A 19,923-nucleotide genomic window follows, 5' to 3' on the forward strand; every position below is an offset into this window, starting at 1 on the left:
GGCCGACACGTCTGTCTAGCTCCGGTACGATCAGCCGCACCGTTGGTTCTATCTATCGCTCGACGCTCTGCGCCGTGACGTCCCGCTCGTGCCGAGGAAGCTTCCTGAAGTTTGCCCAAGCATCGATTGCGCCAGCGACGCAAACGACATAGAACGAACCCTCGAGAAGCAGAAGCGCCATGATCACGAGGATCCTGGCGATCGAACCGTATCCCCGCTTGTCCATTATGCTCATGGCAACCGCCATGCCCTGCAGGAAGTACAGCACCCGCAGGCAGATGAACAAGCAGAGCGCAGCACTCGCAAACGTCGCCGCACCCGTCACGCCAAGACGTGACACCGCCCAGCACACCGCACACACCGCAATGAGCACCATACCCCACAGGGGCACGTCGAAGCGTACGTACGCCTCGTAAAGCCGCGCCATGGAGGTGCGCCGAGCGATTCCGAGCCCGACAAGCCCCATGAGTACCGACATTGCTGCTTGGCCCACATAAATGAGAGGCCAGATGCTTCGCATGTAGTCAATACTCTGCTGCATGGCCGCGGAAACCGTGATTCCCACGCCCGTGCTGCTGGCAGCGTCCTGGGTGATCTGTGCCATCTCGTCAAACGTCGCGTTGACGTAAGACGGAAGGCTCGATCCAAACGATGCAAGCAAAGCCGCATCCGTCCCCAGGGAGAGAGCCGTCAACCCGAGGATACAGGCACACACCGAAGTGATGCCAATATGTCCCGGGAGAACAAGCCCCATGACAAGTGCACCAACAACCTGGGGGAGTGCGAGTGAACCGAGGTTCACCCAATCTGCCAGGCAGAGAAGCGCACACGGCACGAGGCATGCCGCGACCCCCCACAGCGCCTTACCCTCTTCAGGTCTCCGAAGAAGATAGACGCCCACCACCATGAGGCCAACGCCAAGGGGCGCGAAGAACGTCGAGAGGAGAGAACCGACGACACACAGGACGATCTCAATCAACGGACGTGCAGGCCAAGAAGCCTTCTGTTCGTCGTTTCGAGCCAGCGCGGTATCGGCGGGACTCTCGTCCATGATTCTTCGTTAGCCTCGACGCTCGCGGTTGCCGCTGACGACGGCTACCGTGTAGGGGACGAGCGCCATCTCGCGGGCGCGCTTAATGGCCATGGCCATCTCGTGCTGGTGCTGGCGGCAAGCACCCGTCACGCGACGGGGCTTGATCTTGCCGCGGTCAGTCATGTACTTGCGCAGCAGCTGCACGTCCTTGTAGTCGATGAACTCGACGCGGTCCTTGCAGAGCTGGCAGGCCTTCTTGTGAGGCTGACGAGCGAAATCTTGCTGAGCCATGATGTGCATACCTCCTTCCGCTGTGTGCGGGGTTATGCACCCGTCGACCATCTCTCATGCGAGCAGCCGAACAGGTGCGAGTTTTCGACAAGCCCCTTAGAAGGGAATCTCGTCGTCGTAAGTCGTATCCATGGGCGGCTGCTGCAGGGGAGCGGCGCTGTACGCCGGGGCCTGCGGGGCATATCCGCCCTGTGAGGGAGCGCCGCCCTGGTCGGCATAGCCGCCCTGGCCTGCGCCCTGCGAGCGCGACGGCAGCTCGATCTCGTCGACGATGACTTCGATCTTGCTGCGCTTCTGGCCATCCTTGCCGTCCCAGCTGCTCCAGCGCAGTCGACCCTCGATGCACACGAGCATCCCCTTGGTGAGGATGCGGCCCAGGGAGTCAGCCCTGTTCCCGAACATCGTGCAGTCGATGAAGTTCGTGTAGTCTTCCCACTGGCCGGTCTGCTGGTTGCGGCGTCGGTCGTTGACGGCGACGCCCAGGCCCATGACCGTGGTGCCGCCGGCGGTCGCGCGGACCTCGGGGTCACGCGTGAGACGACCGCTGATGATGACGCGATTGATGTTGCTCATACGCCCACAACTCCTCACATTCCACCTGCGCGCTCACGCGCGCGTGCCTACGCCACGTCCTTGTCGTCGCGACGAACGATCATGTGACGGATCACGTCGTCGGAGATGCGCAGGATGCGGTCCAGCTCGGCAATGTTGGTGGGATCAGCGTGGAAGTTGATCAGGGTGTAATCGCCCTCGGTCAGGTGGTCGATGGGGAACGCGAGCTTGCGCTTGCCCCACGAGTCGACGTCGTCGACAACGCCACCGTTCTCCGTAATGGCGATGTCGATCTTCTTCATAACGCCGGCGCGAGCCTCGTCGGTGATGGACGGGTTCACAAAGAACAGCAGTTCATAAGCCTTCATGGTGTCACCTCCTCTGGGCTAAAGTGGCCCCGAGACTCATGAAGGCAGACGCCCGGGGCAGGGAATGACCAATCTACTCTACTCTGTCCCGTTCTCCCGAGCAAGTCATTCGGTCTCTCCCACGACGTTTCCATATGTTCGCGCCCTATCAGCGTACACCCCGACGTCTGACACGGGCCTCATGCCAATCTGACGGCGCCCTGACACGCAACTGACCCCGAGAAAAAAAACCTTCTGGCACGCAAAACCCCGACCGGCCTATCGCCGATCGGGGCTGGGAGTACATCGTTTTGTTTTGGCGCGCTGTTTAGAGCTCAGTGACCTCGCCCTTGGCGTTCTTCTCGACCTTCATGCCCGTCATCGGGATGTAGCCCATCTTCTCGACAAGCTCGCCCTGGACCTTGTCGGAGAGCATGTACTCGATGAAGTCCTTCGTGGCCTGATCGGCATCCTTCGAGATGTACATGTGCTCGTAGGCCCAGATCTTCCACTCGCCCGACTCGACGCTCGCCGCAGCAGGCTCGACGCCATCGACCTTGAGAGCGGTGAACTTGGCACCCTCGAAGTAGGAGAAGGCCAGGTAGCTGATCGCACCGGGCGTCTCGGCAACCATCTTGGCAACCGTGCCGGAGGAATCCTGCTCCTGGGCCGTCATGGCCTCGTCGCCACCGAGAACAGCGGCCTCGAACGTGGCGCGCGTGCCCGAACCCGCAGCACGGTTGATGACGGTGATAGCCTCGTCGTTGCCGCCGAGATCCTTCCAGTTCGTGATGTTGCCCGTGAAGATGGCCTTCAGATCCTCCATCTTCACGTCGCTCACGCCGCAGTCGGCGTTGACGATCGGGCCCATGCCCACAACGCAGACCTTGTTGTCGACGAGGTTGGCCGGATCGATGTCCTTCTCCTCGGCGAACAGGTCAGAGTTGCCGATCTGAACGGCGCCCTGGGAAACCTGGGAAAGACCCGTACCAGAACCGCCACCCTGAACGCTGATCTGGACGTTCGTGTACTCAGCCGTGTACTGCTCGGCAGCGGCCTCGGCAAGGGGCTGCAGGGCCGTGGAGCCCACAGCGGTGATGCTGCCGGCAGCAACCTCGGTCTTGTTCCAGACGTTCGCGGCGTCCTTAGCAGCGGAAGCACCCTTGTCCTTGGCGGAGGAGGCGGCCTCGGCGGCGAAGGCGTTCGCGCTCATGACACCCAGGCCTGCAACAGCAGCAACGCCGGCGGCCATGCCGAGGAACGAACGGCGAGACATCGAATCAGTCATGCGTGAAACCCTTCTTCTCTGGGTTGCGGGCAGGCGTTCCACCCGTGCCGAGCCCCGCCGGTCGGCGGAGCCCTTGTGACCTTTCGCTGCCTAGGATAGGGAGTGCTGCTCGCCGGAAGATGCTCGTCGACGGAGCGTTACCCTGCGCTGACGAGGCCTTACATACCGATGAACTTTAGGTAACTCCGACGTTACGGCATACGCTGTCCCTTCGTTGTTTACCTGCGGCGATGGCGTTGCAAAGACATGGCGGCCCGCACGTCCTTTACATGCCGTGCGCATTTGCGCCACATATCCGCAAAGGAAGGGCATATCCAGTCCGAGCAAGCCTCCACCGGCCGGCGTTCGCGCTCGGACCAGCCCGGGATGGTCACTAATGCCGCCTGTGCAAGGTTTTGCAAACCGCGCGTCTGAAAATGGGCGCGTTTTGCGTCTGTGCAAGGTTTGCTTAGCTTGGTCTGCGCATCATTCCCGCTTGTCCCGAGCGTCACCTGCGGAAACGCTGCACCGCATACCTCCGCCATCCTTTGGGCATCCCGCAAACACCGCACAGCCGTGATTTGCGCCCACTTTCAGCGCCTCGATTTGCAAAATGCTGCAGCACCGACGAAATTGACCAACCCCATACGCTTCTCCTAGCGTCAGATCTCATCGCCGCAACAAGCTGCAAAACAAAACCGGCCCCTCCCCGCGTTCAACACGCGGGGAGGGGCCGGGATCTTGCGTGGCGGAGAGGCGTCGCAGCAGCGAGCGCCCCTCAGTTACTCCGCAGCTGTGAGCTTCCGGCTGGCCGCTCGCCCGATGAAACGCGCTCCCAGATTGAACGCCAGGATGCAGATCATCAGCACGGCAGCAGTGCCGTTGGACACGGCATCGAGGTCAGGCACGACGCCCTCGCTATTGATCTTCCAGATGTGCACAGCCAGCGTCTCGGCCGGACGCATGAGATTCCACGGACAGGCCGGACTCGACAGGTCAAAGTTGCCAAAGTCAAGCGACGGGGCGGACTGGCCTGCCGTATAGATGAGCGCCGCAGCCTCGCCGAACACGCGGCCAGCCGACAGGATGACGCCCGTCACAATGCCGGGAAGGGCAGCGGGCAGCAGAATGCGAACCGTAGTCTCCCAGCGGGACAGGCCCAGAGCCAGGCCCGCCTCGCGCTGGGCGTCGGGCACGGCCTCGAGCGACTGCTGCATGACGCGCACGAGAATCGGCAGGTTGAACATCGTCAACGCGATAGCACCCGACAGGATGGAGAAGTTCCACTTGAAATAGATAACGAACAGCAGGAAGCCAAAGAGGCCCACGACAATGGACGGCAGCGACGACAGAGCCTCGATGAGCGTCTTGAGCACGTGCGTAAGCCTGTTGTCGGGAGCGTATTCCGACAGATAGATTGCCGCGCCCAAAGAGATGGGCACGCTGACGAGCAGCGTCAACACCAGCAGGTAAAACGAGTTGAACAACTCGGGGCCGATGCCGCCGCCCTCCTTGAACTGCTCGGGATCACTCGTTAGAAAGCTCCAGCTCAGATGCGGAACACCTTGTACGAGAATCCCACCGACAAGGACGACAACGAGCAGGCAGACAAGGCCCACGACGACAGCGAACACGCCTGTCGCAATCTTGTCGGAACGAATCTGCGAGCGCGTCTCTTCAACAAGCTGGCGCGCAGCAGGGGAGAGGTTCGCAGTTCCCTTGGGGGTGCCGTTATTTGAGGTAGCCATTGGTATGTGCGCCCCTTACGCCTTGACGGTGCTCTTGTGGCCGATGAGATGGATGATCGCGATGAACACAAGCGACATGATCATGAGCAGCATCGCCAGCGTCCACAGCGCGTCATTCTGCACGGTGCCCGACACGGTGTTGCCCATGCCCATCGTCAGCACGCTCGTAAGCGTCGATGCAGGCGTGAACAGGCCCGTCGGCATAAGTGCCGCGTTGCCGATGACCATCTGCACGGCAAGCGCCTCGCCAAACGCGCGCGTCAGGCCCAAGATGACAGCCGTTCCCAGAGCAGGCAGGGCGCTACGCAACACGACGCGATAAATCGTCTGCCAGCGTGTGGAGCCCAGGCCGTAGGCACCCTCGCGATAGTCCTGAGGAACGGCGGCCAGAGCATCGATGGAAAGGGAGGTGATCGTCGGCATGATCATGAGGGCAAGCACGATGGAGCCCGAGAAGATGCCGTATCCCGTGCCGCCAGCAAAGCTGCGGGTAAACGAAACGATAACCGTCAAGCCGATGAGACCGTAAACGACAGACGGGATACCGACGAGCAGCTCGATGAACGGCTGGAACACCTTGCGCCCGAAGCCAGGCGCGATCTCGGAAACGAAGATGGCGCAGCATAGGGAAACAGGCAGGGCAATGAGAACGGCAAGCAGTGACACGGAGAACGATCCGACGATCATAGGCAGCGAGCCCAGATAAGGCAGGCCGGTCGTCTCGTCAACCGAGCTGGGTGACCACCTCGTGCCCGTGAGAAACGCCAGGGGAGACACGCCATCGGACAGAAACGTGGCGAGGCCCTTCTGGGCAACCATGAAGATGAGCGACAGCACGAGAATGACCATCACGGCGATGCAAATACCGGAGACGGTCTTGCCCAACGTCTCTACACGCCTCTTGGGCATCACGGACTTGATGTCGCAGCCGGCGCCGAACGATGTAGAGAAGTCAGCCTTCGGTGCAGGCCCTCCCACCGGAGCCGGCCTTTCCCGGCCCGCAGCCCCGTCGATCATATCGTGCTCTGTCATAGGTCCCATCCCGCTCGCAAACGTCCCCGCAGCGCAGGCAACGGGGAAAGCCCATTCCGGGCTTTGCGGGCAGCATAGGAAGGAACAACGGCTCATAAAAGGCCGTTCAGGTAAACGTTACGCCGGGGTGATGTGGGCTTACGAAGCCCTGACGTTGCGATGGCCGCGACGTTACCCCGCGCCCCCGATTGTGAACATGCTGCGCTCGAGGGCGCGGGGATACCGCCTACGCGAGGGGGGCGTCCTCTTCAGAACGGGGAGCTTCCTCGGCCTCGACGGGCTCGTCGTCAGCAAACTCCTCAGCGTCGGAGGTCTCCTCGTCCTTGAGCATCGCCAGGCCGCTGACAATCGGCTTCGTGCCAGCCGGATAGAGCTGGGCCTCCGAACCGATGTAGCCATACGTGGGGTCAAACGTGTAGCTACCGTCGGCCTCGCGTGTGTAGATCATGGCCAGCGCGTCAGCCTTGGCGGCGCCGCGGCCCGCGACCTCAACGATGATAGCGTCAAGCGTGCCGTCGTCCGTGTCGATGTAGCCGTCGTAGGCAAGCGCATAGCCCTCGGGCATGTCGGTGGCGAGCAGGCCCTTCACCGACTCGCGAATGGCGTCGGGGCTGTCTCCCTCATGCGCGTTAACCTCAAGGCCCTCGTCGACGACCGTCACCGTAAACGGCTGGAAGCCACCGTTAGACGAGAGATATTGCTGGGCCTCGTCAAACGCGTAGTCCATGGCGCGCTGCACGTTGTCGCTGATGTCGAGCGTGATCTGTTCCATTGGGTACTCCTGTCATTCCGACGATGCATTCGATGGCAGATACCATATACGAAAAAGGGTCCGACTGGGATGTCGGGCCCTTGGCGTCGCATTAACAAAAAACCCGGCTGTTATGCCGGGTTTGAAAGTAAAGCTGGCGGAGGGGGAGGGATTCCACGCCTGCCTTCGGCAGCCGCACCTTGCTTCGTTCGCTTCGCTCTCTCGCCCGCTCGCTACGAACGGCACACTGCGCCCTTCGCTTAACGCTCGCGCCCTCACGGGTTCGAATCCCATCGACTCGCATTAACAAAAACCCGGCCAATTAGCCGGGTTCGAAAGTAAAACTGGCGGAGGGGGAGGGATTCGAACCCTCGTAGCCGGGAGTACCGGCTAAACGGTTTTCGAGACCGCCGCATTCAACCACTCTGCCACCCCTCCGTGGGGTGAGGCAGCGCGCCCATCTCTGAGCGCGCTGCCGGAATTCTCTGGCGGAGAGCTGGGGATTTGAACCCCAGAGACGGTTTTGCCGCCTACACGATTTCCAATCGTGCTCCTTCGGCCACTCGGACAGCTCTCCAATCGAAATAGCAGAGGTATTATACCTAAGACGAAGGCAACAGAGCAGAGATTCTTCCAAATCCGCAATACCTCGTCCAATCCACCACGTTTCGCCATATACAATCACTGAGGTGCGACATCGGGCCCGAAATGCGGAGCCCTACGGATTCGCTGAGTCGGACTTGGAGGACTCGCCATGGGAACGTTCGGCCTCTTCTTGCTATCCGATGTCGGCGGCTCGGGCTTCCCCCAAGCCATCGTCGATGCTGTCACCACGACGATCGACCCGCACGTCTCCATCGCCGCCATGCCCTGGATCCTCGAATACGCCGCCGTCGTCGCCGGTGCCATCTCTGGCGCCATGGTCGCTGTCGATCGCCGGCTCGACATCGTCGGCGTCATCGTTCTCGCCATGGTCACGAGTCTGGGCGGCGGTCTGCTACGCGACATGGCGCTGCCAACAGACCAGATCTACATGCTCGACAGCCCAAGCACGATGATCACGAGCACGGTTGTTGCCCTGATCGTATTCTTCTTCCGATCAGCGTTTCGGCGCCTCGACGGACTCGTTTTCTTCTTCGACATCCTTGCGGTTGCGCTGTTTGCCTACGCGGGCGCGGACAAAACGTTGCGCCTGGACTACGGCTTTCTCCCCTGTGTCCTCATGGGCACGATCACAGCGGTGGGCGGCGGCATGCTGCGCGACATCTGCCTGGGCGAGGTGCCCGGCATCTTCAAGGGGAGCAACTACTACGCCATCACCGCCGTCGCCGGTTCGGCCGTATATATGGGGCTCGTCGAGGCGCATGTCGTGAAGGCGCTGGCAGCCTTTGCCTGCGTCGTCGTCACCGTGGGATTACGCTACGCCTCAGTGAAGTTCAACCTGCAAACGACGGCGCCCGTCGACCTGACCCCACGCGTTGCCGGACCCCTCAAGCAAGCATGGCACACCATCCGCCACAGCAAGGACAATCCCCTTGCCGCCCATCGAGACGAGACCACCCAGGACGAACGACCGGGGCAAACGGGAGCGATGCCCGCCGTCAAGCCAGGCTTCCGTCTTCAGCGACACGACGGGGACGTCAACAGGCCAGATAACGACGCGAAGTAGCTAGCCAGCAAGAGATACGGCGCCCTTGGACGTGGAGACGACGCTGTCGACGTCATTGTCCACATTGGGATCGATAACGTCATCGATGGCCTCGTCGGAGCTTGTGTCTCCGTTGAGCGGAATCTCTTCCGTGGAGAGACCGAGCTCATCAGGACTCACCTGGTTACCGTTCTCGTCGAACGCCGCCAGCGTCGCCGTCGCCTCGAGGTTCGACAGATAGGTGTTAAACATCTGGTCTTCCAGGCTCTCGGACATGGAAGCCTTGATGATGTCCATGAGGTCGTCGGGAATGGAACTCAAGTCGATGGTGCCGTCATCAAGATATGTAGGCTCGTACTTCTCCGTGCACAGGATGATGTGATAGCCGAACTGGCTCTTCACGACCGGAGACATCTCTCCCGGCTCAAGCTTCCTGAGGGCACTCTCATAATCAGAGACAAAATTGCCAACGCTGTCCCAGCCCACGTCACCGCCGTTGGCACCTGTTCCGTCGATGGAGTACTCGCGCGCCATTTCAGCAAAGTCGGCACCGTCAAGTAGTCGCTGGTAGACATCGACCGCTGTCTCGAAATCGTCGTTTGAGAACAAGATGTGCGACGAGCGGCGCCCCGCGAGCGTTGGCGCCACCATGACGGTATACTGCTGAATCTGCTCCTCCGTGAGCTCGGGGGCAGTGATGACAGCGTCCTTGAGAGCTTTTGACAACAGGTCGAGGCGCACGGTCGTCGTATAGGACTCTTCGGTATACCCGCTGTTTGAGAGGGCCTGCAGCCAGGCACTACGTGAAGGGTAGCGCTCCTCGAGACGACCGATATACGCTTGCACCGTGGCGTCATCCACCGTTACGCCATGCTCATCGGCATCGCTTTTGATCAGAGTATTGCGGATGAGCGTTCGCATAACCTGCTTGCGAAAATCCCACGAGCTGATGCCCGCGCCCTCGAGATAGTCGGAGTAAGCCTCATCATCAGAGAAGCCGAGTATGGCGCGAGACTGTTTGACATAGCGATCGACATCTTGCTGGGTAAAGACGCGACCATCCACGACGATGGCAACGTCTTCTTGTGAAATGCCCGCCGAGTCGGCGGCCTGACGCACGATGTCCTCCGTCGAGCCTTCCGTTGCCTCGGAAGACGTGGCTCCGGGGAAGGCGGCGCAACCAGCCGCGCCGACGGTCAGCATGACTCCCAGCGCCACGCCGACACACCCGTATGCCCACCCGGAAGCAATTCGCATGCGTCCCCCTCGCGACGGCCCAAAGGCCTGTGCTATGCCACCGGCCGGGGCCCTATCAGAGGACCTCACCGTTTGCAATGACGATATCCAGCAGCAATGCACGCTTGATGCAGGAGTTATGGATCGCAGGCGGGGACAGTCAAAATACAGATAGACATCCGTGGCGCATTATTTCTTCGACCGGACCAGCGATTCGATCAGTTCGGAACGTCGGAGCTCAAACTCCCCCTGCAGGCGTCCCGACTCGTCAAAGCGATCCATCTCATCGGACTCGCCGTCACGGGCAACGGAGCGCAACCGTTCGCGAGCGCTCAGACGGGACTCGTGATAGAGAGATCGGATCTGTTCCCTATGCGCGGGGTACAGCAGGAGATCGTGGAGCTCGGACAGGGGATGAGCCGCCGAGATCTGACGCGTCAGAGAAGCAAGCACGGGAATGATGAGCACGGTAACAGCGCCGGCAGTGACAAGAACGCTCGACGTTTCCTCCGTCATGAAACCGCCGGCAACGGCGACTTCACACACGGCGACGACAAGAGGCAGTGCCATCGCTGAGTACAGCGTGACCTCGACGCGCTGCATCATCGTGAACGCGCGGGTCTCAGCGCTGACAAACGTCGAGAGGAACACCGGAAGGCCGCGCACTACAAGGATGATGGCGACGCTGCCCAGAAGAATGACCGGGTTACCAACGACGGCCGGCAAATTGATACCGGCGCCGGACACGACGAAGAAGGCCGGGATGAGGAACCCGAAGCCGAGTGCCTGGATCTTCTGCTCGAGCAAAACGTTACCGTCGGGAATGATATAGCGCAGGGCCCCACCAGCCGCAAAAGCGCCGAGCACGACATCAAGGCCGAAGACGGCGGAGAAAACAACGAGTGCGAACAGCAGCACGAGCACGGCACGCACGAGCGTCTGGGAGTTCGTATTCGTCTCACGAACCCGCTCAACAACGCCGTACATACGGCTACCAACATTCCGAGCCCGTGCGGGGATGACGGCCATCGAGACAGCCACAACAAAGAAGGCGACGACGATGAGCGCAGACTCCCAGCGAGCGCGCGTCGTGAGCAGAATGGCGATGGCGAGAATGGGGAAGAGCTCTCCGGCAACACCGTGGGCGACAATCGCACGTCCCACCGGCGTACCCGTGATGCTGCGCTCCCTCAGAATTGGCGCCAGCGTGCCGTATGCCGTCGTCGTGAGCACGATCGTGAGTGCAAGGTCGTGCAGGCTCGTCGGTTGCCCCTCGACAAGCAGGGCAATGAGGACAAAGCCCAATGCAAAGCAGCCAACCCACGCGATGGCCGCCGTTTTTCCAAGTCCTCCCAGCAGATCGTTCTGGTTGACCTCGTATCCTGCGATGAGGAATAGGAAGGCCGAACCAAGCTGGCCAACCGTCCGAACACCTTCCGTGATCTGCAAAACGCCCAGCATGTTTGGACCGAGCACGGCACCGAGAATGATGAGGAACACAACCTCTGGGACAGGCTTCCCAGGGATGAGGCCGGCAACCAGCGGGCCAGCAAGGGCGACGATCGAGATAATGAGCAGCGAGATGAGCGTGGTAGTCATAGAGAAGGCCAGCCTTCGGAGACGCGAGTCATTCGGACGCGTCGGGAAGCCCCGCCGCGACAGTCTCGCATTCTAATTCTTATCCGAGCGCTTCTCTAGACGCTCCCCTATACAAAGGTGCCGGCCTCGCTTTGGAAGCCGGCACCTCAGAACGCCGCTTAGAACGTCAGCCCCTCAAGCCTCTTGAACAGCACGTCGATGCGCGTCAAGAAGTCCCACGGATCAAAGATCTCGTCGAGCTTCTCCTTGGCGATCGTGCAGCGGGGGTCGGCCTCGAGCTTCTCCTGGAACGTCGTGCCCGGCTCGCAGTCCTGCACCTCATGCCACGTCGCCATGGCGTTCTCTTGCACGATCTTGTATGCCTCCTCACGCGTGATGCCCGTGTCGACGAGGGCGAGCAGCACCTTGGACGAGAAGATGAGGCCGCGCGTCTTGTTGAGGTTGGCCATCATGCGCGCCGGATAGAGCTGCAGGCCGTCGATGACGCGGATGAGGCACTGGAACATGTGGTCGAGCGCGATAAAGCTATCGGCCTGCGCAACACGCTCGGCGCTGGAGTGCGAGATGTCGCGCTCGTGCCACAGCGCCACGTTATCGAAGGCGACCTGGGCGTTGGCCTTCACGACGCGCGACAGGCCGCAAACCTTCTCCATCGTGATGGGGTTGCGCTTGTGGGGCATGGCGGAGCTGCCCTTCTGGCCCTTCTTGAACGGCTCTTCGGCCTCAAGCGTATCCGTCTTTTGCAGGTTGCGCACCTCCGTGGCAATGCGCTCGCACGTGGCAGCCGTCGTGGCGAGGACACCGGCGAGGTAGGCGTGGTGGTCACGGGAGATGACCTGCGTCGACAGCGGGTCGTGCTCAAGGCCGAGGTGCTTGCAGACGTACTCCTCGACGAACGGATCGATGGAGCTATAGGAGCCCACGGCACCGGAGATGGCACCAACGGCAACGTTCTTGCGCGCGTCAAGCAGGCGGTCGAGATCGCGGCGCAGCTCCCAAGCCCAGCTGCCGAACTTCATGCCAAACGTCATCGGCTCGGCGTGGATACCATGCGTGCGGCCAGCGCACAGCGTGTCCTTCTCCTCAAAGGCGCGACGCTTGCAAATCTCGCCGAGCTTTCGCACGTCCTCGATGATGATGTCGCAGGCCTGTGTGAGTTGATAGCACAGCGACGTGTCGCCGAGGTCGGAGCTCGTCATGCCGTAGTGGACCCACCGGCTCGGCTTAGGCTGGCCTTCGGGCACCTCGGCATCGATGTAGGAGCCCATGTTCGTGAGGAAGGCAATGACGTCATGGTTCGTCGTCGCCTCAATCTCGTCGACCTCTTCCTTGACGAACTTCGCATGGTCACGAATCCACGCAGCCTCATCGCGCGTGATACCAATGTTCCCAAGCTCGGCCTGGGCCTCGCAGGCCAGAACCTCGATCTCCTGCCACACGGCATACTTATTCTCAAGCGAGAAGATGTGGCCCATCTCCGGACGGGTGTAGCGGTCGATCATGACGGCGGCCTCCTTGGGCTCCTCGTGGCGGGGTCGGATGTGCAGACATGCCTTGCGCGCGACGGCACGTCCTTTTGACTTCTCTTGTTCAGTATAAACTTGGCAGCGTTCTGACACCCCTTCCCAAGGAGTCCCCATGACACTTGCTGACGCATCCGGGCGCTACCCTGCCAAAACAGTTGACGAGCCCGTTCCCGCGCTCATGAACCCCGTGCTCGAAGCCATCGAGCGCCGCACGTCGACGCGCGCCTTCACTGACGAGCCCGTCAGCGACGAGCAGCGTCAGGCCATCCTCCACGCCGCAAGCCGCGCACCCTCTGCCGGAGCGATGATGTTCTACTCCATGATCGTCATCGACGACCCGGACACGCGCGCCGAGCTCTGCCGCATCTGCGGCGACCAGCCGTTCATGCTCAAAGCGCCGCTGTGGGTGCTGTTCGCCTGCGACGTGCGCAAGTGGCAGGACCTCTACGAGCGCGTCGGCTGCTACGACGACCCGTCGCTCGCATCGTTCCCCGAGTTCGCAGGCTATCGCCAACCCGGCATGGGCGACTTCATGCTCGGCTGCCAAGACGCCATGTGCGCCGCCCAGACGGCCGTCATTGCGGCGGAGTCGCTCGGCATCGGCAGCTGCTACATCGGCGACGTCATTGAGCAGGGTGAGCGCGTGGCCGAGCTACTCGACATGCCACCGGCGACCGTGCCGCTGTCACTGCTCGTGTTCGGCCACAAGCGCCTCGCCAAGGCCGGCGCGAAGTCCGTTTCGTGCACCGTTGACGACGTTCCCGCCGAAGGGGAGAGTCGAGAGGCTACGGGCACTGCTGTGCCCACCTACCCCCAGACGCCGCACCCCGTGACGAGCCTCGTCATGCAGGATCGCTACGTGCTGCCCGACAACGAGACGTCCGACGCCGTCATCGCCGAGCTCGACGCCAAGTTCACGCCGCATGCCATCGCGGCCGGGGCGCCGGCCGGCGAGCGCGTCCGCAAACTCTACCACCGCAAGCACACCTCGGACTTCATGGCTGAGATGAACCGCTCCGGTGCCTGGTGGGTCCGCCGATGGCACGCCGATGGGCAGGCAGAGAGCACCGAATAGGGATCCAACGCACGAGGTAGGCGTTGACTTGCCAACCAAACCAACGTGGGGTCCTCGCTTCGATAGTGAAGCGAGGATCCCGCATCTCACCGCAAAAGAATGTCCTTTTACAAAATCGTGCGCTGGTGATCGAGACCGAGGACGCGCACCTCATCGAGGTCTTCGACGTAGCGATAGATAACGACAAACGGCGAGGCCACGAGCTTGCGAACCCCCTGGCCATAGCGACGCACAATCGACGACGTCACGATAGGTGACCCCATCTCGGGAAACGCGGCAAGGAGTTCTACGCTCGACCGGATCTGAGCTCGCTTTGACGCCGGCTCTACATTCATGGCAACAGCTTCCACAAACGATTCGGCAAACCTGAGCCTAGCCACGGACAGCCACGCGCCCCTCTATCTCCCCGAAGGCGGCATCCAAAGACTCATAGACGCGCCCGGCCGAAAAGTCGGCCTCACCACGTTCGATGATCGACGAGAGGCGAGCCTCCTCAGCCGCCTGTATTCGAGCCTCGTCTATCGCCTGTTGGAACAGCTCTTCCGAGCAGAAAACAAAGGCGCCGTTCCCGTTCTCAGTGATGTGAACGACCTGCTTGCGGGCGATGTCCTTGATTTCTCTCTGTTGGGTCTGCAACGCGGTGGACGAGTAGATTGCCTCCATAGGAAACCTCCTATAAGAGATAGGTATGATTATATCTATATATATTACTATAGATATAACCTAGCCGATCTCCTCATCGACGTTGTCATCGAGGTAGCCGCTACCGATGCGGTCGATGTCGCGGGCAACCTTGCGAGCCGAAACCCCGACGTCGTGCACCTTGCGATCGAGCGCGTTGAACGAACGCTCGACATCCTCCATGCGCTCGGCGAGGCGTAGCGCGTTCTCCTGGAGCCCCACGATGAGCTCGACGACCTCGCGCACGTTCTGCGAGCGGTTGAAGTCATTCGTCAGCGCGACGATCGTCGTGACCGTGCCCATGAGTGTCGTCGGGGATACGATGGCCACGTGCCGGCGCAGTGCTACGTCGAATAGATCGGCATCATCGGCGCAGATCTGCGCGAACACGGCCTCGCTCGGCACGAACATCAGCGCGTGGTCGTCCGTCTCGGCATTGACGTACTTGTCCGCCACCTCGCGGATGCGCTCTTTGACGTCTGCCACGAAGCGCTGGTGGGCAGCCTTGCGCGCCGCCTCGTCAAGTCCCGGCTGCTGCATGGCCACGTAGTTCTCGAGAGGGAACTTCGAATCGATGGCCAGCACGCAGTCCGTCCCCGGCAGGTGAAGTGCCGCGTCGACAATCGTTCCGTTGGCGAGGTGATACTGCGTCTCATAGACATCGCGACTCGCCCCGGCATAGTCCCCGAGCAGTACGTCGAGCTGATATTCGCCCCACGTCCCACGCGTCTTGTGGTTGAGCATGATGGCGCCCATGTCCTCGACGCTGCGCCGCACGCTCGCCAGCGTGTCCGACGTCTGCGTGCCCTGAGCCCCCACAAAAGCCCGCAGGTCGGCAAGACCGCGCTGCAGCTCGGTAACGGAAACCCGCGTTGCCTCGGCAGACGGCGTAAGCGAGGCGGCCAGAGAGCGCAGCTGCTCCTGGACGCCGCGCACGTCCGTCGCCGTCGAGGCAGCCTGCGGCTCGAGCTGAGCAGCAAGCTGCACGAGGCGCTCCTGCACCTGACGCACCGTCTCCGCCGTTGAGGCGCCCTGCGTCGACAGGCCGCCACTGATGGCAGAGAGACTGTCGGCAAGCCACTGCGTCGTTGCCTGGTTCTGAGACACCAAGCCGCCGACGGCCTGACGCATCTGGTCGGCAGCGTACAGGCCGTCGGGGCCCGGCTGTCCCGGAACCCCACGCCTCGGCAGGCGTACCAGGACGAGCGCCAACAGCACGACCGCGACCACCAGCAGAGCGACAAGCACCACAACGGCGATGAGCACGCCGACCGGCACCTCACCAAACCCGGGAATGTCCACTATGGATTCCATGCCCTCACCTTCCCACTATCATCGCGCAGTCTTTCGCGCGCGTACGAAAAAGGGCGGCTGCACTGCCTGGAAATCCAGGCCTGCAGCCGCCCCTATGCTACGCCATGCCTCCGACAGAAATGCTCAGCTATCCGTCGGAGCAGTGCTCGCCCGTACGACGACCTCAATCCCGCTGAGGCAACGCCCCTTAATCGCCTAGCCCAGCTCGCCGGCGGCCGCGTTCATCGCGCGCACCTTCGCCTTGCGACGCTCCGTCTCCGTGAGCAGACGCTTGCGCATGCGGATGTGCTGCGGCGTGACCTCAACGAGCTCGTCGTCCGCGATGTACTCGAGCGACTCCTCGAGCGTGAACGTGCGCGGCGGCGTCAGCTGCACGGCGATGTCGGCCGTCGAGGAGCGCTGGTTGCCCAGGTTCTTCGAGCGCTCGACGTTGACGACCATGTCCCCCTCGCGCGGACGCTCGCCGACGATCATGCCTTCGTAGCACTCGTCACCGGGGCCCACGAACAGCTGACCGCGATCCTGCAGCGTGCCAAGGGCGTAGGCCACGGCCTTGCCCGTCGTCATCGAGATCATGAGGCCGTTCTTGCGGGCGTTGATATCACCAGCGTACGGACCGTACTCGAGGAACGTGTGGTACATCATCGACTCGCCGTGACTCACGTTGAGCACGCGCGTCTTCATGCCCATGAGGCCGCGCGTCGGGATCTTGAACTTGACGTTTGCACGGTCGTCGTACGTCTCCATGTGCGTCATGAGACCGCCGACGTTGCCGAACAGCTCGATGACCTTGCCGGCGTACTCGGCCGGGCCCTCAACGACGGCCTCCTCGTACGGCTCGAGCGTTTTGCCGCCTTCCTTCTTGTAGATGACCTGGGGGCGGCCGACCTGGAACTCATAGCCCTCGCGACGCATCGTCTCCATCAGGACGGAGAGGTGCAGGATGCCGCGGCCCGAGACGACGACACCGGTGTGGTCCTCCGTCTCGTTGATGGCCATCGTGATGTTGGCCTCTTTCTCCTGCATGAGGCGCTCCTTGAGCTGGCGGGCGCCCACGATGTTGTTCTGGCTCTCGCGGCCCACGAGCGGCGACGTCGAAGCCTCGAAGATGATGGAGAGCGTCGGCGGATCAACGCGCAGGGGCTCGAGGTGCTGGGGATTCTCAGGCGAGGTGTAGACGTCGCCGATGTCCGTACCCTCGACACCAACGACGGCGCAGATGTCGCCGGCGACAGCCTCGGTGCACTCCTTGCGGCCCAGGTAGTCAAACGTGTACAGCTTGCGCACGGACGCCGTTGACTCGGAACCGTCGTTCTTGATGACCTTGATCTGGTCGCCGTCGTGAATGGTGCCCGAGTAGATGCGGCCCACGCCGATACGGCCGACGAACTGCGAGTGGTCGACGTTGACAACCTGCATGGCAAGCGGAGCATCCACGTCGACATCGGGCGCCGGCATGTCGTTGACGATCATGTCGAGCAACGGATACATGTTCATGTTGTCGTCAGAGGGATCGAGACGCGCGTAGCCGTTCATGGCCGAGCAGTACACGACGTGCTCCATGGCGAACTCGAGCTGCTCGTCGTTGGCGCCCAGGTCTGCCATGAGGTCGAGGCAGTCGTTGTACGCCTTATCGGGGTCAGCGCCGGGACGATCGATCTTGTTGACGACGATCATGACGAACAGGCCGCAGCTCAGAGCGTGCTGGAGCACGAAGCGCGTCTGGGGCATCGGGCCCTCAAAGGCGTCGACGAGCAGCAAGGCGCCGTCGGCCATGCGCAGGACGCGCTCGACCTCTCCGCCGAAGTCCGCGTGGCCAGGCGTGTCGATGACGTTGATCTTGACGCCCTGGTACTCGATGGAGATGTTTTTGGCGAGGATCGTGATGCCGCGCTCGCGCTCCTGGTCGTTGGAGTCGAGGATGCGATCCTGCACCTCCTGGTTGGCGCGGAAAGCATCCGTCGCGCGCAGAAGCTTGTCGCACAGCGTTGTCTTGCCGTGGTCGACGTGCGCGATGATGGCGATATTCCTCAAATGATCCTGACGCATAGCGAGGCTACCTTTCGTGCAATAAGGCATCGGCGGATGGGCTGGTAAGTGATGGGTAGAGTTTCGTCGATAACCTACGAACTATAATCCCAATCACACGAGCAGTTCGACTTCCCCGGCTGCGGCGGGGTCCGTCCACACAAATTTTTGAGGGTGTCCCGCATGCTTGTACAGCAGGTAGGCCGAGTAACCGCTCGCCAGGCCCTGCTCACCGTACTCCACGATGAGGGCCGGGCGGTAGGCGCCCCCCTCTTCCTCGCGAATGGCGCCGTCATACGCTATGGCATAGCGCACCGGGCGTCCGGACAGCCCGTCGATGCGACGGCCCGAAGAGGCCCCCTTGCCGCGCGCAGCCGATCGCACGAGATCGTGTGCCTCGTCCAGGCACTCCTCGATATCCTCGTCCCCGTCAAGCGACAGAATGGCCTGCCCGCCTGACGCATCTTCGACCGCAACGGTGGGAACGAGCTGACCTGTCTCTCCCAGGAGGTCAAGGCCATAGTCGATAAGTGCGTCAGCCAGCGCCTCCATCTCAGCCGATATGGGCTCGGGCTCTTCAGCAGCACCCGAGCTGCGACGCTCCTGTATCATCGAGTGACCTCCTTCTCCGCGTGAGATGCGCGCGGATCGCTCTCGTCGTCTTCTTCGTCAGCATCTTCGTCGATGGGTATTTCCAGATCGTCAAGAACATCGTCCACGACGGCCGAGCCAAACGCACTCCCCGCATGCGCCGCAGCAAGCCCCGCCATACCCGTACGCTTCTCGTCCCCGTTAGGGATGCCGTCGCCGTCGAAATCGCCGTCGGGATCGTCAAGACCGAGGTCGACCCTCAGCTCATGGATGCGCTCATCTATGTCGAGCACGTGACGCTTCGTGTTGCGGCACTGCAGGTGAGCGGCCGTAAAGCCCGTTGAGCCCGCAATGGCGGCAATGGCGATGGCAGAGAACGACACAATACGCGGCGGCATAGCGCGGATATAACGCAGCACGATGAAGCCGACAACGATGCAGCACAGGATGATGACCAGGCACGTAAGTCTACGCGAGGCTTGGCCGTCGCGATACGTCAGCAGGCAAACGCGCAGGGACTCGAGTCCGTCGAGGCGGGCTTTCTTCTCCTCGTCGCTCGTGACCGAAAGCTTTTCGGGAGCCCTCTTTTTACGCCCGAACGCCGCACCGACGGCGCCTCCCGTACGGCGAGGGCCGGAAGACGATCCGGGCTTCGGTGCGCCCGTGCCGTGCGTGAGCAGAAAGTCGCGCGCCTCTTTCGTGCGGTCCAGGAGGGCGTTCACGCGCACGGCGATGTGCTCGTTGTCGGAGAAGTCCTGAGTCTCGGCCGCTTTCTGGACACCGTAGTACGCCATGCGGATGTCGGTGTCGGATGCCTGCTCGTCCAAACCGAGCACATTGAGCGCCTCGAACCTGTTCACGACGGCCCCCTTCTCACGACATACGAGCGGCTCGTTCCACGTGTGGACGTTTATGTAACGATACACCATCTGGCTGAGGTACCAGCAGAACAGGGTAAAGGGAGGCAAACGACCGGCGGGGCGAACCGAATTCCGCAAGGACAAGATCTGGCCACTATGCGGGCGCGCACAAAAAAAGGCCGAGGAATCCGCCTCGGCCCGTCAATCACACCTGGTGGAGATGATGGGGTTCGAACCCACGACCTCAGGCTTGCAAAGCCCGCGCTCTCCCAGCTGAGCTACATCCCCAGTTAGTAATAAACGTCCCAGCGGCGACTCGGCTCACGCTGGGACGTTTATTGTAA

General features: G+C 61.7%; 19 protein-coding genes and 3 tRNA genes. 2 read left to right on the plus strand and 20 right to left on the minus strand.

The window, feature by feature from the left end:
- Positions 1-52: 52 nt before the first annotated feature.
- The 10 genes from KHZ24_07615 to KHZ24_07660 all read right to left on the minus strand — a co-directional run bounded on the left by KHZ24_07615 (position 53) and on the right by KHZ24_07660 (position 7,598).
- On the minus strand, positions 53-1,051 hold the full coding sequence (locus KHZ24_07615; protein MBS5451063.1) for a DUF2232 domain-containing protein: 999 nt from the start codon (positions 1,049-1,051) through the stop codon (positions 53-55).
- A 9-nt stretch (positions 1,052-1,060) separates the two neighbouring features.
- The gene (rpsR, locus tag KHZ24_07620; protein ID MBS5451064.1) at positions 1,061-1,324 is read right to left on the minus strand and encodes a 30S ribosomal protein S18; all 264 of its coding nucleotides are present in this window, start codon (positions 1,322-1,324) and stop codon (positions 1,061-1,063) included.
- A 96-nt stretch (positions 1,325-1,420) separates the two neighbouring features.
- Positions 1,421-1,897 (minus strand): single-stranded DNA-binding protein, encoded by a 477-nt coding sequence (gene ssb, locus KHZ24_07625; GenBank protein MBS5451065.1) that lies wholly within the window; start codon positions 1,895-1,897, stop codon positions 1,421-1,423.
- Positions 1,898-1,944: 47 nt separating this feature from the next.
- On the minus strand, positions 1,945-2,244 hold the full coding sequence (locus tag KHZ24_07630) for a 30S ribosomal protein S6 (protein ID MBS5451066.1): 300 nt from the start codon (positions 2,242-2,244) through the stop codon (positions 1,945-1,947).
- A gap of 307 nt (positions 2,245-2,551) precedes the next feature.
- A complete protein-coding gene (locus KHZ24_07635) occupies positions 2,552-3,499 on the minus strand; it encodes a phosphate ABC transporter substrate-binding protein (protein MBS5451067.1) in 948 nt (315 codons plus the stop codon).
- Between the two features lie 773 nt (positions 3,500-4,272).
- Positions 4,273-5,238, minus strand: a complete 966-nt coding sequence (gene pstA, locus KHZ24_07640; protein MBS5451068.1) for a phosphate ABC transporter permease PstA — start codon at positions 5,236-5,238, stop codon at positions 4,273-4,275.
- Between the two features lie 15 nt (positions 5,239-5,253).
- A complete protein-coding gene (gene pstC, locus KHZ24_07645; protein ID MBS5451069.1) occupies positions 5,254-6,147 on the minus strand; it encodes a phosphate ABC transporter permease subunit PstC in 894 nt (297 codons plus the stop codon).
- Positions 6,148-6,496: 349 nt separating this feature from the next.
- Complete coding sequence (locus KHZ24_07650) at positions 6,497-7,042, minus strand: hypothetical protein (protein MBS5451070.1); 546 nt, start codon at positions 7,040-7,042, stop codon at positions 6,497-6,499.
- Positions 7,043-7,366: 324 nt separating this feature from the next.
- Positions 7,367-7,459 (minus strand) — tRNA-Ser (locus KHZ24_07655).
- 48 nt (positions 7,460-7,507) lie between these two features.
- A tRNA-Ser gene (locus tag KHZ24_07660) sits at positions 7,508-7,598 on the minus strand.
- 177 nt (positions 7,599-7,775) lie between these two features.
- Here KHZ24_07660 and KHZ24_07665 point away from each other — a divergent pair.
- Positions 7,776-8,690, plus strand: a complete 915-nt coding sequence (locus KHZ24_07665; protein ID MBS5451071.1) for a trimeric intracellular cation channel family protein — start codon at positions 7,776-7,778, stop codon at positions 8,688-8,690.
- Here KHZ24_07665 and KHZ24_07670 read toward each other — a convergent pair whose 3' ends face one another.
- The 3 genes from KHZ24_07670 to KHZ24_07680 all read right to left on the minus strand — a co-directional run bounded on the left by KHZ24_07670 (position 8,691) and on the right by KHZ24_07680 (position 13,006).
- Positions 8,691-9,926, minus strand: coding sequence for a peptidylprolyl isomerase (locus tag KHZ24_07670; GenBank protein MBS5451072.1), 1,236 nt, complete (start codon positions 9,924-9,926; stop codon positions 8,691-8,693). It abuts the gene before it with no gap.
- Between the two features lie 168 nt (positions 9,927-10,094).
- Positions 10,095-11,504, minus strand: coding sequence for a cation:proton antiporter (locus tag KHZ24_07675; GenBank protein ID MBS5451073.1), 1,410 nt, complete (start codon positions 11,502-11,504; stop codon positions 10,095-10,097).
- Positions 11,505-11,662: 158 nt separating this feature from the next.
- Positions 11,663-13,006, minus strand: coding sequence for an adenylosuccinate lyase (locus KHZ24_07680; GenBank protein MBS5451074.1), 1,344 nt, complete (start codon positions 13,004-13,006; stop codon positions 11,663-11,665).
- A 202-nt stretch (positions 13,007-13,208) separates the two neighbouring features.
- Between KHZ24_07680 and KHZ24_07685 the strand changes: the two genes are divergently transcribed.
- The gene (locus KHZ24_07685) at positions 13,209-14,105 is read left to right on the plus strand and encodes a nitroreductase family protein (GenBank protein ID MBS5451075.1); all 897 of its coding nucleotides are present in this window, start codon (positions 13,209-13,211) and stop codon (positions 14,103-14,105) included.
- A gap of 107 nt (positions 14,106-14,212) precedes the next feature.
- Here KHZ24_07685 and KHZ24_07690 read toward each other — a convergent pair whose 3' ends face one another.
- The 7 genes from KHZ24_07690 to KHZ24_07720 all read right to left on the minus strand — a co-directional run bounded on the left by KHZ24_07690 (position 14,213) and on the right by KHZ24_07720 (position 19,867).
- A complete protein-coding gene (locus KHZ24_07690) occupies positions 14,213-14,440 on the minus strand; it encodes a type II toxin-antitoxin system RelE/ParE family toxin (protein MBS5451076.1) in 228 nt (75 codons plus the stop codon).
- Between the two features lie 37 nt (positions 14,441-14,477).
- Complete coding sequence (locus KHZ24_07695; protein ID MBS5451077.1) at positions 14,478-14,768, minus strand: hypothetical protein; 291 nt, start codon at positions 14,766-14,768, stop codon at positions 14,478-14,480.
- A 60-nt stretch (positions 14,769-14,828) separates the two neighbouring features.
- Complete coding sequence (locus KHZ24_07700; GenBank protein ID MBS5451078.1) at positions 14,829-16,100, minus strand: DNA recombination protein RmuC; 1,272 nt, start codon at positions 16,098-16,100, stop codon at positions 14,829-14,831.
- Between the two features lie 195 nt (positions 16,101-16,295).
- Entirely contained in the window at positions 16,296-18,149 is a 1,854-nt protein-coding gene (gene typA / locus KHZ24_07705) for a translational GTPase TypA (protein MBS5451079.1), read from the minus strand.
- Positions 18,150-18,242: 93 nt separating this feature from the next.
- Positions 18,243-18,740, minus strand: a complete 498-nt coding sequence (locus KHZ24_07710) for a hypothetical protein (GenBank protein ID MBS5451080.1) — start codon at positions 18,738-18,740, stop codon at positions 18,243-18,245.
- Positions 18,737-19,579: a hypothetical protein gene (locus KHZ24_07715; protein MBS5451081.1), complete on the minus strand. Its 843-nt coding sequence runs from the start codon at positions 19,577-19,579 to the stop codon at positions 18,737-18,739. Before KHZ24_07715 ends, KHZ24_07710 begins: the two co-directional genes overlap by 4 nt.
- Before the next feature lie 212 nt (positions 19,580-19,791).
- Positions 19,792-19,867: transfer RNA gene (locus KHZ24_07720), tRNA-Ala, on the minus strand.
- Positions 19,868-19,923: the final 56 nt, after the last annotated feature.

The sequence above is a fragment of the Coriobacteriia bacterium genome (assembly GCA_018368455.1).
In the GTDB taxonomy this organism is placed as follows: domain Bacteria; phylum Actinomycetota; class Coriobacteriia; order Coriobacteriales; family UMGS124; genus JAGZEG01.

Coding starts and splice junctions, on each gene's coding strand:
- KHZ24_07630 (MBS5451066.1), bottom strand. CDS start 2,244: ATGAAGGCTTATGAACTGCTGTTCTTTGTGAACCCGTCCATCACCGAC.
- KHZ24_07635 (MBS5451067.1), bottom strand. CDS start 3,499: ATGTCTCGCCGTTCGTTCCTCGGCATGGCCGCCGGCGTTGCTGCTGTT.
- typA (MBS5451079.1), bottom strand. CDS start 18,149: ATGCGTCAGGATCATTTGAGGAATATCGCCATCATCGCGCACGTCGAC.
- KHZ24_07700 (MBS5451078.1), bottom strand. CDS start 16,100: ATGGAATCCATAGTGGACATTCCCGGGTTTGGTGAGGTGCCGGTCGGC.
- KHZ24_07680 (MBS5451074.1), bottom strand. CDS start 13,006: ATGATCGACCGCTACACCCGTCCGGAGATGGGCCACATCTTCTCGCTT.
- rpsR (MBS5451064.1), bottom strand. CDS start 1,324: ATGGCTCAGCAAGATTTCGCTCGTCAGCCTCACAAGAAGGCCTGCCAG.
- ssb (MBS5451065.1), bottom strand. CDS start 1,897: ATGAGCAACATCAATCGCGTCATCATCAGCGGTCGTCTCACGCGTGAC.
- KHZ24_07665 (MBS5451071.1), top strand. CDS start 7,776: ATGGGAACGTTCGGCCTCTTCTTGCTATCCGATGTCGGCGGCTCGGGC.
- pstC (MBS5451069.1), bottom strand. CDS start 6,147: ATGCCCAAGAGGCGTGTAGAGACGTTGGGCAAGACCGTCTCCGGTATT.
- KHZ24_07675 (MBS5451073.1), bottom strand. CDS start 11,504: ATGACTACCACGCTCATCTCGCTGCTCATTATCTCGATCGTCGCCCTT.
- KHZ24_07690 (MBS5451076.1), bottom strand. CDS start 14,440: ATGAATGTAGAGCCGGCGTCAAAGCGAGCTCAGATCCGGTCGAGCGTA.
- KHZ24_07650 (MBS5451070.1), bottom strand. CDS start 7,042: ATGGAACAGATCACGCTCGACATCAGCGACAACGTGCAGCGCGCCATG.
- KHZ24_07685 (MBS5451075.1), top strand. CDS start 13,209: ATGAACCCCGTGCTCGAAGCCATCGAGCGCCGCACGTCGACGCGCGCC.
- KHZ24_07695 (MBS5451077.1), bottom strand. CDS start 14,768: ATGGAGGCAATCTACTCGTCCACCGCGTTGCAGACCCAACAGAGAGAA.
- pstA (MBS5451068.1), bottom strand. CDS start 5,238: ATGGCTACCTCAAATAACGGCACCCCCAAGGGAACTGCGAACCTCTCC.
- KHZ24_07710 (MBS5451080.1), bottom strand. CDS start 18,740: ATGATACAGGAGCGTCGCAGCTCGGGTGCTGCTGAAGAGCCCGAGCCC.
- KHZ24_07615 (MBS5451063.1), bottom strand. CDS start 1,051: ATGGACGAGAGTCCCGCCGATACCGCGCTGGCTCGAAACGACGAACAG.
- KHZ24_07670 (MBS5451072.1), bottom strand. CDS start 9,926: ATGCGAATTGCTTCCGGGTGGGCATACGGGTGTGTCGGCGTGGCGCTG.